Below are 14,332 nucleotides of genomic sequence, written 5' to 3'. Positions count from 1 at the left end.
CCGACCGGACAACCAGTTAGCCCGTGCTTATTGGATTCTGACCACAACTGTGTCTGCGGTGCCCATGGCGTCCATGACCGTCAGCCGGACGAAACCCGGACCAGGCGGATCGACCAGCCGCTGGCGCCGGCTGTCGAGTTCCCCAGCAGCCATGCCATTGACCAGAACGGTCATGGGCAGCACCCCGCCGGCCACCTTAACCGGCACTCCCGAAAGCTGCCCCTCGCCGCCACTGGCATCGATCCGGGAACCGTTCAGCGGGAACTGGATGTGCAGGGCCTGATCGCTGCCGGTACGGATCAACTCGCCGACCGGGCGGAACCGACGCAGCGGCAGCGGCAATTTTGCATTATTGGCCATTAGCACGCCCTTGGGCGCCTTCGGCAACGGAGCCGGCAGCTTGCCGGTCCGGGCAAAGGCATCGAACAGGATCGGAGCCGCGGCCGTGCGACCGACCAGGCCGGGCACCGGAGCGCCATCGGGCCGGCCGACCCAGACGCCGATGGTCATCCGTCCGTCGAAACCGACCGACCAAGCGTCGCGATAGCCGTAGCTGGTGCCGGTCTTAAAGGCGATCCGGTTATGCGCGGCATTCTCCGGTGGCGGCGTGCCGATCAGGACATTGCCGACCTGCCAAGCTGCGACCGGATCCATCAACCGCAACGGCTCGCGATCGTCGCCGCCATTGGCCTGCATGATCTCCCGCAGCGGCTTGGAACTGCCGAGCCGCGCCACGCCTGTATAGAGCTGGACGAGGTCTTGCAGCGTAATACCGACGCCGCCGAGGCCCATGGCCAGACCGGGCGCCTCCCCGGGCGGCAGCACCAGATTGCCACCCGCCTGCTTGAGCCGTGACGACAGCCGCGATGCGCCGACACGATCGAGCAGTGCGATAGCCGGGACGTTTAGCGAGAGCTGCAGCGCCTTGCGCACCGGCACGGTGCCCTGAAAGCTCATGTCGAAATTCTCCGGCGCGTAACTGCCGAAGCGAACGGGCCGATCCTCGATCAGGCTTTCCGGATGCACGAAGCCATCTTCAAAGGCGAGGCCATAGATGAACGGCTTCAACGTCGAGCCGGGCGAGCGCACCGCGCGGGTCATATCGACCTGCCCGGCGCGTCGGTCGTCGAAATAATCGGGCGAGCCGACATGGGCGAGCACGTCGCCGCTCTCGTTGTCGACTGCGATCAGGCCGATGGAGATATTGTTGCCCAGCGCCGCCGCGCGGTCACGCGCGAGGCCTTCAAGCGCACGCTGGATACCGGCATCGAGCGCCAGCTTGATGATGGGGCGATCCTTGTGCAGCGACGTTGCCTGATCCGCAGAATGCGGCGCCAGGATCGGCATCGGCTTGCGCAGCTTTGGCACGCTGACGGATTTCGCCTGCATGGCATCCGCAGCCGACACCCTGCCCTCGCCGACCATGCGTTCAAGCACGCGGTCGCGCGCCACGCGCGCATTGCCGGGATGACGATCGAGCCGGCGGTGTTCCGGCGATTGCGGCAGCGCTACGAGCAATGCAGATTCCGCCAGCGACAGCCGTTTCGGCTCCTTGCCGAAATAGGCGATCGACGCGGCGCGAAGACCTTCGAGATTGCCGCCGAACGGCGCCAGCGCCAGATAGAGATCGAGGATCTGATCCTTGCTCATCTGCCGCTCGATCTGCAGCGCACGGACGGCTTGTCTGATCTTCGCCGATATCGAGCGTTGCTGCCGTGGTTCGATCAGCCGCGCAAGTTGCATCGTGATGGTCGAACCGCCCGACACGATCTCGCCGCGGGTGACGAGCTGCAGCGCGGCGCGGCCGAGCGCCAGCGGATCGACGCCATGATGGTTGTAGAAGCGCTTGTCCTCATAGCCGAGCAGTATGTTGAGATAACCGGGATCAACGGACGTCCTCGCGTCGACCGGAAGCCGCCAGCGTCCGTCGGTCATGGCATAGGCGCGCAGGAGCTTGCCGTTGCGATCGATAACGGTGGTGGAGATTTTGCGGGCCTGGTCGAGCGGCAAAGGGCCGAGGGAGGCCACCCACGCGGCGGTCGCTGCACCAGTCAGGACCACAACTACGATGGCAGCGGCGACAGCCTTTCGGATAAGCCACCAGCCTCTCCTCACGTCGTGGCCGGGCTTGTCCCGGCCATCCACGTCTTGCCCACGATCCACACATGAAGACGTGGATCCCCGGGACAAGCCCGGGGATGACGGAGTGTGTGGTGTGGACGTGCCCTCGCTCATTTCGCCTTCGCGACCTCGACACTGCCCGTCCCCGTCCGCCCGTAGCGCGACGGATTATACATGTCTTCCACATAGGCTTGCGGCAGCACGTATTTGCCGGGCGACACCGCACGCACGATATAGGCGACGGTGAACACCGCCTTGTCGTCGCTCTTCCGGTCGATCGCCGCGGTGAAGCGGTCATCGCGGAATTCGGTGTTCTCAGGTTCTTCGCCATCCTCGATCCAGTCCAGCGTGCCGCTGTCGCCCGACGACACCAGATGCGGATTGTCGATCTCGAAACCGGCCGGCAGATAGTCGGCCACCATGATGTGCCCGTATTCCGGCTTGGCTTCCGTGATCTTCAGCACCACGGCAAAGCGATCGTTCTGCTTGGCCTTGGTGACGTCGGCAGGCTTGCCGTCGAGCGTGAAGTAATTGCGCTCGATCTTGAAGCCGTTGGATGCCGCCGGCTCTGGCGTGATCGGCGAACCGGATACCGAGACGACCGCCTGCACCGGCGTATCGCCAGTGTTGGTGATCTTGATCGGTTGCCCCGCCATCTCCGCCGCCTTGTAGCTGCGATAGAGCGCGGTCTTCACCGGCGAACCGTTGACGTCGAGCGCCAGCGTGTTGGCTTCCTTGGCCAGCGCACGCGACGCCAGCACCAGCCACGCATTCTCCTGCGTCGAGGTGAAGGGCGTCAGGCCGCGCGCGGCTTCAACACGCTGGACGGCCTGCGTCAGCGTTGCCCGCGGAGCATTGCCTTCGCTGGCAAGCGAGACCAGCGCCGCAGCATCGCGCAGCGCCGAGCCATAATCGACGCGGCCGAATTCGATGGCCGGCTTCGGCGCGAGGCTTTCAACCGCTGCCGCGTAGACGCGTTCTGCACGGGCACGGTCACCGACCAGCGCCAGTGCCGCCGCCAGCTGCGACTTGGCGATGGGCGTCGCCAGGTTCTTCAGTTTGGTGTCGGCGAGGTAGCGCAGATCACCGATCGGAGCGGTACCGTTCTTGGCCAGCACATAGAGGCCGTAAGCGAGATCGCGACCGCCGTCCTTTTCGGGTTCGTCAGCATTGACGACCGAGTTGCGTACGCGGTCCAGCGCGGCACGGAACAGCACGTCCGGCACCACAAAACCCTTTTCGCGGGCGCGGGTCAGGAAGTCCGTCACGTAGGCGTCCAGCCAGGCATCGTCGCCGCCCGCTGACCACAGGCCGAACGAACCGTTCGAGCCCTGACGCGCCAGCAGTCTGTCGATCGAGTCCTTGATGCGCTGATCGACTCCGGTGTCCATCGCCAGATGCGCGCCGGCCGCGAGATCGTTCACATAGAGCAGCGGCATCGCGCGGCTGGTGATCTGCTCGGAGCAGCCATAGGGATAGCGATCCAGTGCCTTGAGGATGGTCGCTGCATCAAGTGCTGTGGACAGGCTGACCGACAGCGAGACGCCGCCGGTGCCCGATACGAGATCGGAGAACATGTCCGATGTCAGCGTCAGGCTCTCGCCCTTCGCCAGCGTGCGGATCGAGCGCCGCGCCAAGACCTGCGTCGCCGCCTTGACGTCGAGCACATAGTGCCGTGCCAGCGTCAGCCCGTTCGGTCCCTTGATATCGACGTCGAACTGGGCCGTGCCCGCACCGGATGCATCGATGGCCAGCGCCATCGAGGTCCGCTGTTTGGCCGCGAGCTTGATCGTCGTCGCCGGATTGCCGGTCACCTTGACGGGGCCGGAGGTCTTTACAGCGATGGTGTAGTCGCCCGGTGCGCCTTCGACATTGTCGAGGTCAAAGCTCATGGTGCCCTTGTCGCCGGACAGCAGGAACCGCGGCAGGGTCGCAGTGAGCACCACGGGATCGCGCACCGTGACGTCAACCGTAGCACGGCCGAGCTTGGTCGCGGTCCAGGCTACGGCCATCACGCGCACGGTGCCGGCGAACTCCGGAATCTCGAACTCGATCTGGGCGGTGCCATCGGCAGCCACAGTGACGATGCCGGAATACAGCGCCATCGGCTTCTGGGTGGGCGGCGAGCCTTCAATCTGCGCGCCGGCACTATCACCGCCAGTGCGCAGCTGGCCGCGGGTGCCCTGCATGCCGTCGATCAGCTGCCCATAGATGTCGCGAATTTCCGACGTCATGCGGCGCTGGCCAAGATAATAGTCATCCGGCGCCGGTGGCTTGTAATTGGTCAGGTTGAGAATACCGACATCGACGGCGGCAACGACGATCTTGGCGTCCTCACCGGGATTGAGCCCGCCGAGTTTCACCGGCAGCTTCAACGTCGTGCTGGGCCGGATCAGCGCCGGCGGCGACAGTGCGACGTCGAGCGTGCGTGCTTTTTTGTCGATACCAAACCACTTCAACCCGATGGCACGGCCGGGCATCCGTTTGGCGGCGGCATCGAGAGGCCGGCGCAGCGTGGCCACCACATAGGCGCCCGTGCCCCAGTCCTTGCCGACTGGGATCTTGATCTGCGACTGGCCTTCCTTGACGGCGATGCTCTGGGTCGTCAGCAGGCGGTCGCCCAGCACATTGATCGTCAGAAGGCCAGCGGTGCGGGCATTGACCGAAACGGTCATGGTGTCGCCCGACAGATATTCCGGCTTGTCGATGGAGGTCTCCAGCAGGTCCGGCGTATCGGCGCTGCCGTCGGAATACCAGCCGACATCGAACTGCACCGAGGTGATCGGACCATCGGCTTCATTCGATTTCACGTCGAGCCGATAGCGGCCGGGCTGCGGCTGCAGCGAGATACGGGCCGGAGCATTGGCGGCAACGGTGAGATCGCCATCGGCGACGCGCTTCGTCGATTTGACCGGCTCGTAATCCCAGGACGAATTTTGCCGGTACCACTGGTAGCGGGATTCCATCTTGAGCAATTCGTAACGCAGCCCGCTGCGGGCCAGCGAGGTTCCCTCCGGCGACACGACCACGACGTCGAAAGCCGCGTTATCTCCCTCGGCGACGTTCTTATCCTTAAACAACGGCTTCACGCCGATCATCGGCGCACTGGGCGCAACCGGCAGTACGAACTTGCGCTCGACGGCACGGCCGCCGGCTTCGGTCATGCGAATGAAGATCTGGGCTTCCTGCGGACGGGTTGAGGACGGCGGCTTGGCGAGGCTGACCGGAAACGTCGCGACGCCATTGGCATCGGCTTCCGGCAGGCCCTCGATCGGCGTCCGCTCATTGCTGGCGCTTTCCTCGTCGGCAACGCCGAACTGGTAGCCAGCGAATCCTGGGCGGTTCGCGGCAGGGCTGACAAGCAGATCGCCTTCGAGCTGCAGGCCCGACGCGGGAGCGCCGTAGAGGAAACGACCATCGACTTTAAGTTCTACAGGAGCATCAGCTTTGATTAGCTTATCCTTGGAAGATATATCGAATTCAATCCGATCCGGGACGTAATCCTCGACCATGAAAGTGGTCTCGCCGACCGACGGCGCCTTCGGATCGGTGAAGGCACGAACGCGCCAGGTGCCCGTTGGAACCGCCGAATTCAGTGGCAGCGTCAGGCTGCGACCGCCTGCGCCCTGGTCAGGCAGGACGGCGCGGCGGAACTCGACGCCATCGGGGCGCTCGACCACGAGAGTCATTGGGCCCGAGGTCACGGCATTGCCCTGCCCGTCGCGCAACAGCGCGGTGAGATAGACCGTCTCGCCGGAGCGATAGACGCCGCGCTCGGCATAGACGAAAGCATCGGCACCGGCAGGAACCGCGCGGCCGGAGACGCCACGATCACTGAGATCGAAGGCGTTCAATTTGAGACTCAGGAACGCATAGTCGTTCTTGTCTGATGTCACCGTCAGCAGTGCCGGCGACAGACCGCCCTCGCCCTTGGCGAGCCCCGCCTCGAACAGCACATGGCCGGAGTCGTCGGTCTTCCTGGTCGCAAGAATCTCGTTGTTGCGCGCGACCAGCCGGACGTCGGCTTTGGTCATCGGATCGGTCGAAGCGAGCGAATTGACGAAGACATGGATGCCGTCATTGCCCGAGAAGGCCGTGAGACCAAGATCCGACACGATGAACCACTGGGTCGCCAGCGAGCCGTCGTCATCGCCACTGCCAGACCCCGGACCCTTGGCCGCCGCGGTCATGACATAAACGCCGGGCTGCAGCTCGCCGATGGCCTGATCGACGGGGAATGCCGTGGTGACGTCGGCATTGAGCGTCGACGCCGTGGCCAGCTCGCCGGTCCAGACTTTCATGCCGCGCTCGTCGCCGAGGCTGTCGAGCTGGTACTTGCTCAGCGCCGTCTGGAAATCGCTGCCGATGACAGTGTTGATCAGGTTGCGATCGCCGATCCGGAACACATTGACGGTGACCGCTTGGGTGTTGACCGAGACCACGGGGATGCCCTGCTGGCCTGTGCGCGGCAGCACATAGGCGCGGCCGGTGAAACGCACGAACGGCTTGCGGTCGCGCACATAGATGTTGAACTCGGCCGATTTCGGCAGGCTCTCTTTCACCGTCGACGGCAGGCCGGCGCGCAGGTTGATATTGTAGCGCTCGCCATGTTTGAGGCCTTCGACGCAGAGCTGCTTCTCCTCGGAGGTCAATGCCGGCTTGTCGCTGCCGGCGAGCGCTAGGAACGGCGCGAAATCGACCCGCTTGGCGAGTTCTTCCGAGAACTGGAAACAGGCGCGCGGCGAAGCGGAATCCGAGTCCACGGTGTAATCGAGCAACCGGAAGCCGTGATCGTCGCGTAGTTTTTCATACTGGCCGCGGACGTCGGCGACCTCGCGCATCTCGAGCGACAGGCGCAGCGCGTCCAGTGCCGGGCGCCACAGCTTGCGTTCTTCCATGGCCCGGCCAAGCACGGCCAGCGCCTCGGCCTCCTCGCCGGCATTGCCGGCGCGCTGATAGGCGATATAGGCCGCTGTCGCAGCGCGCTCGCGCAGGAAGGTGGTTTCGGACGAGGTTGCCGGGCGGATCTGGAAGATCGTCTTGGCGAGCCGCAGCCAGTTGGCGCTGTCGTCTGGCGCAATCGCCACGATCTGGCCCAGCGTCTGCAAACCGGCCCGGAAATCGGAGCGTTTGAAGGCCGCGTCCGCGTCGGTGCGCAAAGTTGCCGCGCTCTTGGCGACAGGCCCTGCCTCGCTCTTGATCTGCGCCTCGAGCTTGATCGCGGAATCCGCCAGCTCATCCCGTCGGAAAGCCTTGTCGGCCGCGTGAGCCGAGACGAGGCCGAACGCCAGTGTGGCGCAGACAGTGACGGCGCGAACCAGACCAATCATGGACAACTCCCCTGCACGGACGAATGCCGCCTGGATTCAAATGTGCGTAAAAACGGTGACGGACTCATGGCCAGCTTGTTCGCGAGTCTCTCGACCGGCGCAACGCGAGACACGACGATTGCTGGCAACATCATGTGACGAACCTGGGTAACTCAAATCGCAGGCCCACGCGCAAGCCGTGGGCATCATGGCGGCGGGCCCTGCCGAAAGCAAAGCCACGTCACCGCCGATTGGTCGCCCCTGTGTGGGAAACGGTTCGAGCACGCGCCGACGATTTTGGTGACAGTTTTACAACGGGTCATACGCGCATGAACGGCCGGCGCGGCCCGCGATCGCCCCCTACGCGTTTTAATCAAACGCGACACGTTAAGACTAAAAGCAGCCTGTTGGGGACGACCGGAGATCACGGGTACCCAAGTCTTCCAGCTGCGGTCAGATGGGTGCGCCTTGCGGCATAGGACGATCACGGCGATCGCCCGACCGTTCGGTCGTTCTGGGCGCATCGCATCATGATCGAACTTCTCTTGGCGACAAGTTCACTGGCGGGCCTCGCCGTCGGACTGGTCGGCCCCGTATGGGTCATTGTCGTGACGACCGTGCTGGTCGCTGTCCTGTCCGCCGTCGTGACATGGGGCCAGGGATTTCCGGCGCTGGGCGGTGTGGCGGTCACGACCGGATGTCTGATCGCGTGCCAGATCTCCTACATGGCCGGCCGTTTCGTGACCAGGCAATACGGCTTCCCGGAGCAGCTATTTGAGGACCACATCGACGGCGAGCCAGGCGAGACCGGCCAGCGCGGCATCTCCAGTGACGATAACAAGGGCGACAAGCCACCATCGCGGCCCCCGCCGTCGGAGTCTTAGGGCCCGCCAATCTGCCGGCCCCGAAGCTGCGAAGGCATCCCCGAACGGGACAGGTATCGAAGCGACGTCGAAGGCACAGACGGACGTTCGGTTTTGGGACGAAAAGCGGATCAAGTCGGCACACTTTCTGGCTGAAATCGCGGGTTCACCGCTCAATCAGCAAGAGAAAGGCCAGCTCACCAACCGCCCAAACGCTTGAAAACCGTGTCCGAATCCGGCCAACTTACCCGGTCTGTCCAAGCCATACCGACGATGATATGACGACGCGCCGGTCCCATAGCTCAACTGGATAGAGTAACGGATTTCTACTCCGTGGGTTGCAGGTTCGAATCCTGCTGGGATCGCCACGTCATTTTCCGATTCCAATACTTTCAATGACTTGCCGTACATTATAACGCGGTAACTTTTTTCACGGTCAACGTGCCTCAATCAGAGACGCAGTCGTGGGTCTTTGCAGGATTGGCGGTTGTGATCGCACTGATCATATACGGATCGTGGATTGGACAGATCGCGACGAATTTTTCAAAGCTGCGGCGGCCTTCTTCGGCGCCGCGTCGACTTCGCCTAAACAACACTTAACTCCCTGGCACTTCGTTAGTTCCGCCTCCGCCAAAAACTGTCTTCTTGTGTACCGCGCATGACGGCTTACGCTGAAGACCTTGCGGATCTCTCCGTCGCCGTGCCGACAGCGGTGCAGCATTGTGGGCACCGCCAAACCGGACACGCGTTAGTAGTTTCGCGGGAAGTGAACGATGGCAGAGACAAATAACGCTGGACGCGGTCTTTTCGAAAGCGAGCGCGCCTTTCGGCTCCTCGTTCAAGGCGTCACAGATTATGCGATCTATCTGCTGGACCTGAACGGCATTGTATCAAATTGGAATACAGGCGCCGAGAAGATCAAAGGATATTCCGCAGATGAAATCGTGGGTCAGCATTTTTCGGTTTTCTACCCCCCGGAGGATCGCGAAGCCGGACTTCCCGCTGCTGCGCTAGAGGCCGCGCGGCGGGACAAGCGCTTCGAAGCGGAGGGCTGGCGGATGCGTAAGGACGGTTCGCGATTTTTCGCTTCCGTCGTCATTGATGCCATTTATGAAGATGGTGTGCTTGTCGGTTTCGCGAAAATCACGCGGGACATCACCGAGCGGATGCAGGCGCGCTTCGCATTAAACGAGAGCGAGAACCATTTTCGCCTGCTGGTGGGAAATGTCACCGACTACGCTTTGTATATGCTTGATCCGGAAGGTCGGATCACCAGCTGGAACTTGGGTGGCCAGCGAATCAAGGGCTATCTGCCCGAAGAAATTATCGGACAGCACTTCTCGCGATTTTACACCCCTGGTGATCGCGAAGCGGGAAAGCCGGCGCGTGCTCTGGAGACTGCCCGTAAGAACGGCCGTTACGAGGAGGAAGGCTTACGCGTTCGCAAAGACGGCACGTTTTTCTGGGCGAGTGTGGTCATCGATCCCGTCCGCAATGATGCAGGCGAGTTGATCGGCTTTGCCAAGATTACGCGCGACATCACAGAACGACGCCTGGCGGTGCAGCAACTTGAAAATATGCAAAGGCAGCTGGCTGAATCACAGAAGATGGATGCGCTCGGTCAGCTGACCGGTGGCGTGGCACATGACTTTAATAACCTGCTTATGGCGGTTACCGGTAACGCTCGGCTTATCAAGCGCCACGCCATTGACCCTCGCGTGGTCAAGGCAGCAGAAGCGATTGAGGCAAGCGTTCGCCGCGGGGCGGCACTGACGCGCCAACTGCTGACTTTTGCGCGGCGCCAACAAGTCGACCCGGTGCTGCTTGACGTTGGAGAGACGGTGCAAGCTGTACGCGAAGTCTTGGCCACAGTCCTAGGCAGCGCGATAAAGCTCGAAATCTCCGTGCCCGCCGGAGTCTGGCCGGTCTTCGCGGATCCGACCGAACTCGAGACCGCAATCATCAATCTCGGCATCAACTCTCGTGATGCCATGCCCGACGGGGGCACGTTGACGATCACAGCAGAAAATCATCGTGTCGCGGACGGAGAAGATATAGGCGAGCATGTGAATATCAAAGTGATCGATACCGGCGCTGGTATTCCTGAGGATGTCATTGCGAAGGTGTTCGATCCCTTTTTCACGACCAAGCCCGTCGGCAAGGGAACGGGATTGGGGCTCTCGCAAGTCCATGGCTTTGTCAACCAGGCTGGCGGCAGTGTAGAAATCAAAAGCAAGCTCGGCGCAGGCACGGAAATCGTCATTCGGCTCCCGCGCGGAGAGGGCCATGCTGGCGTGCATGAAGCAGAGGTTCTGGCCGAAGGTGCCGGCACCGTTCTTCTCGTTGAAGACAATCCAGATGTCGCAACCTCCAGCACCGTTCTTTTGGAAGAGCTGGGATATCGCGTGAAATGGGTAACGGACGCAGAGTCCGCAATGCGCGAGATTGAGCGCGACGGCATCGACATTGTATTTAGTGATATTGTGATGCCGGGAAAGTTGGATGGTCTCGGCCTCGCTCGCAATCTCAGACGGAGTCACCCGCACATGCCGGTGGTGCTTGCGACGGGCTATAGTGACGCCTCCCGGAAATCAGGTTCAGAGTTTCTGCTATTGCGCAAACCCTATGAGCTTCACGAGCTCAGCAATGCATTAGAGACAGCTCGCAGCAGTGTCGCTTGACAGCATCCTCTGACCATCCACGTGAAGCGCGCCGGTCGGGCCGGCTCTGGCACCGCTTTCTGTGCCAAACCGGTTTCGGAGGTGACCTCCTTCACAACCGCTAATTTGTTGCGCCGCAGAGCGACCTATGGCGCCGGACTCGGCTCGGAACGATATTCGATTACTGAGATTGAACCAACCGGCACGAAAGCAGCGCTCCCGATGCAGATCCCCTACGGTATTTCGGGCGATTTATTTCTCCGAGGCTCTTTACGTCTGATTTGTGGAGCGCAGAATGAGGTCTGTTCTGAAGTGGGGAGGAAGCGATGAAAGAGCTTCTACATGCACGAGCAATGGAGAGCATGTGTCGACAGCGCGCCTCGTTTTTTCCCGAGGAAAGTTGGAAATTTCTAGCCGAAGCCGAAAGGTGGAAGCATCGGGCGCTTGATTTGATCAGCGACCATCACGTTGACTGTAACCAGCCAGCTCTGCCAGATGCTGCTGAACCTTCTAACATTCACGCGTCACGCTAGGTCTTTCATTTCGGCAACGCTGGAACTTTTATTCGCGTATCAATGCGAGCTGCGCCGCATCTTTCGAACTAGCACGCGAAAGCTGATGGCCCGATATCAATAGGCCCGCTATTCGCCGGCCTTGCGATACTTTGTCTCATGGAACTACACTCATCTTCTTGTCGTTGGTTCAACGCGCCCGCTGTTTTGCGAAATGGTGGAGTGTTTGTCGCGCGGTGAAACCTAGGACGTCGATGGCTCCCACAAAGCTCCAACGAAAAGCGATCGCAACAGCAGTTCAATTGAGGGCCATGTCTCGAAGGTGCAAAGAGTTCGCCAAATTCGTCGGATTTCGGTCAGTATCAGATCGGCTGAATGTTTTGGCGGCGAAATACCAGGAAGAAGCTTGGCAGGTTGAGGAACGCGCTGGACTGCACTTGAACGGAGGGGATCCCGACGAGCCCTCGAGCAGATAGATTTCAGGCGAGAAGGTCTGACCATGGCCTGGAATGCCGGCGGCCGATTTACTGATGGAAGCCCAAGCGATCGCGTCATGCGACGAGCCGGTTACACGCGGCCGCGACACAGCACCAAGTAGATTACGCTCTGTCGCTCGCGGAACACTGCACGTTCTTAGGCAAGAGTAGAACGTGCTCGACAGCCTAAGCGATGAATGCCCCGCGTGCTGAAGGCCGGTTCGTCATGAACATCAGCAGTCGCTGCCTTGAGCCTTTGCCCCGTCGGCCTGCTGCGCCGCAGTTGGCTTCCCTTGCATTTGCTTCTGGGCGTCCTCAGATGAAGCAGGAATATTCCCGGACTGCTGGTTCATGGCGCTCGTCGGCGGGTGCTGATCAGTTTTGGAATTTGCACCGACAGTCGAACCGGTGTTGCCTGGAGTCGGGCCCGAACCAGCGTCGCGCATTTCAGTCGTTTTGCTGGTGTTGCATGGACCCGCTTGGACCGACGCGCTACCGAGACCCAGCGTGGCTGCACAAACTAGTACAACTTGGCGTGTTACTTTCATCTGCCTCTCCTTTGGTTAGGCCAGCATAGCGACGGCCACGCGACGATGCCGGCCTTTGCTTAACCAGCCCGATGAGGCCAAGTTCCGAACTCGCTCGGAAACTGAGGCCGCAGATACCTTTTTGATAACGAGCCAGAAACATGAGGTGCTCCCAACATCCATTAACGCCGGATGCTTAGGAGAGTTCACTTAGCTCACATCAAGCCCAGCTGCGGCGCGCGCGACTTTGCCAAATTTGCCGGCCTTGACACGGCCGCCTTTGAGGCGCCGAACATTACAATGGCAAATAAAGCTCAGTTCTCCATTCTCGCTTACCAGCGACGGCCAGGATTCTGGCGTGCAGCTATTTCCCGCAAAGATGGAGGCGTCCTGACCATGAATGGCGTTGCATTGAAAAGCGTTGTCACGTCTGAGGATTTCCCATCAGAAGAAGAGGCTTATACGGATGCCGAGAAGGTTATCCGTATGATTTAGGCAGAGGCTTCCACCAGCGCAGCAGACGCGGCGGTACCGGAATCGAATTACCGACGCCAGCCACCTAGCGCATGTTCTCGAACGTCCGCATCGCAGATATCACCGCCGTGGTCAGGTAGGGCTTCGGAATAAAAAGCGCGTTGGCCGGAATCGTCATGGGCCTCGCTTTCCCAGTTGTGATAATGATGTGGATCGGTGGCCACCTGTCACGAACAGCAGCAGCTAGCTTGAGGCCATCCATGGAGCCGGGCATATCGATATCCGTGAATACGAGGTGGATATCCTGGCGGGCCTCTAGGACGGCAATTGCCTGATTGGCGTCGCCGACCTGCAAAACATCGAATCCTGCTTCGACCAATTCTTCGCTGATCAAATCCCGAATGAGGGCTTCATCCTCAACAACCAGCACTGTCGGCATTCCGAAACCTCGAGAGCCAACATGGCACTCCTCCTAAGTTAGTCAGCGTACAATCGTTCCCGATCATTACTTCGGAGACTTGAGATTGGAGTCCCGCCAAGCCCTCGAACGAGCATCCGCTTCGTAGTCTCGAGCTTTCTTCAAGTGAGCCTGCTTGGCATCGCCCTCGGGGAGCTTGCCAGCCTTGTCAGACTGGATTTTCCCCAGCCGGCGGTTTTCTTCAGCGTCGGGCACTTGCTTCATGACACACCTCCAGTTTTTTCAGACCGGATAATGGATTTCTGTTCAGAGAGTTCCCGCGTAACGAACATACAATCTGTTGGCGCCGGGCCGGTCTACAGAGACAAACGGGACTGGGTCAGAAATGGCGTCGTGGCATCAGCCCGGACAAGCTGCGCCTGTTTTCGCCCAGGCTTCGACGAGAGCGCCCGCCTCGGCCTGCGTACCCGGCGCAGGCGCACGTCCGTAACCCGGCGCCCAGGCCCAGCCGACCAGCGTGTCCTTGCCGATATGATCGATGAGATCCTCGACCTTGCGGCCGCCATTGCGCGCGGGGTCTTTGATCTGCGCGCATATCTCGGCAACAGTCTTGCCTTCCCATGCCATCTCTCGCGGCGCGAGATGCCATTCGTGATGACCGGGGATGCGGCCGGGTTCGAAATTGGCGTCCTTGTGACAGGAGTTGCAGCGCATCACCGCAGTGCCGTGGCCATCGGCTCCGCGAGCGACCGGCGGCTGATGCAGACGGCGCGCATCGCCCTGCCGCGGCACGTCGCCTGCCGGATGGCAGTTCACGCAGCGCGGATGGGTCAGCACCTTGCCGAGTTCGGTGAAGATCGCCGCGGAGCGCGCATTAGTATCGGCGATGCCGTTGAAACTCTCCGGGCTCGCCAGCCCTTTCGACGCGCCCTGCCCGGCCGCATAGGCCGTGAGCATGCTCATCCCGAACGT

8 protein-coding genes and 1 tRNA gene are annotated in these 14,332 nt (G+C 61.2%); 4 read left to right on the top strand and 5 right to left on the bottom strand.

Annotated features, from left to right (window positions below):
• Positions 1-27 precede the first annotated feature (27 nt).
• Positions 28-2,235 carry a penicillin-binding protein 1C gene (gene pbpC / locus HP556_RS25195; RefSeq protein ID WP_175368986.1) on the bottom strand — a complete coding sequence of 736 codons (2,208 nt, stop codon included), beginning with the start codon at positions 2,233-2,235 and terminating at the stop codon, positions 28-30.
• Positions 2,232-7,451, bottom strand: a complete 5,220-nt coding sequence (locus HP556_RS25190) for an alpha-2-macroglobulin family protein (RefSeq protein WP_175368985.1) — start codon at positions 7,449-7,451, stop codon at positions 2,232-2,234. The genes pbpC and HP556_RS25190 overlap by 4 nt, the downstream gene beginning before the upstream one ends.
• A 509-nt stretch (positions 7,452-7,960) precedes the next feature.
• Here HP556_RS25190 and HP556_RS25185 point away from each other — a divergent pair.
• From HP556_RS25185 to HP556_RS25170, 4 genes are all read left to right on the top strand, one after another.
• Positions 7,961-8,314: a hypothetical protein gene (locus tag HP556_RS25185; protein ID WP_175368984.1), complete on the top strand. Its 354-nt coding sequence runs from the start codon at positions 7,961-7,963 to the stop codon at positions 8,312-8,314.
• A gap of 270 nt (positions 8,315-8,584) precedes the next feature.
• A tRNA-Arg gene (locus HP556_RS25180) sits at positions 8,585-8,661 on the top strand.
• 405 nt (positions 8,662-9,066) lie between these two features.
• Positions 9,067-10,974, top strand: coding sequence for a hybrid sensor histidine kinase/response regulator (locus tag HP556_RS25175; RefSeq protein ID WP_175368983.1), 1,908 nt, complete (start codon positions 9,067-9,069; stop codon positions 10,972-10,974).
• A 1,794-nt stretch (positions 10,975-12,768) separates the two neighbouring features.
• Positions 12,769-12,963 carry a hypothetical protein gene (locus HP556_RS25170; protein WP_175368982.1) on the top strand — a complete coding sequence of 65 codons (195 nt, stop codon included), beginning with the start codon at positions 12,769-12,771 and terminating at the stop codon, positions 12,961-12,963.
• A gap of 64 nt (positions 12,964-13,027) precedes the next feature.
• On the opposite strand, the gene HP556_RS25165 is transcribed toward HP556_RS25170, so the two are convergent.
• The 3 genes from HP556_RS25165 to HP556_RS25155 form a co-directional block, all read right to left on the bottom strand.
• Positions 13,028-13,381 carry a response regulator gene (locus HP556_RS25165; RefSeq protein WP_175368981.1) on the bottom strand — a complete coding sequence of 118 codons (354 nt, stop codon included), beginning with the start codon at positions 13,379-13,381 and terminating at the stop codon, positions 13,028-13,030.
• 66 nt (positions 13,382-13,447) lie between these two features.
• Complete coding sequence (locus HP556_RS25160; protein WP_170849671.1) at positions 13,448-13,624, bottom strand: hypothetical protein; 177 nt, start codon at positions 13,622-13,624, stop codon at positions 13,448-13,450.
• A gap of 135 nt (positions 13,625-13,759) precedes the next feature.
• A complete protein-coding gene (locus HP556_RS25155; protein WP_420878711.1) occupies positions 13,760-14,323 on the bottom strand; it encodes an Isoquinoline 1-oxidoreductase subunit in 564 nt (187 codons plus the stop codon).
• Positions 14,324-14,332: the final 9 nt, after the last annotated feature.

This window comes from Tardiphaga robiniae (assembly GCF_013359755.1).
Taxonomy (GTDB): domain Bacteria; phylum Pseudomonadota; class Alphaproteobacteria; order Rhizobiales; family Xanthobacteraceae; genus Tardiphaga; species Tardiphaga robiniae.
This window is presented reverse-complemented; position numbering and strand designations above follow the sequence as displayed.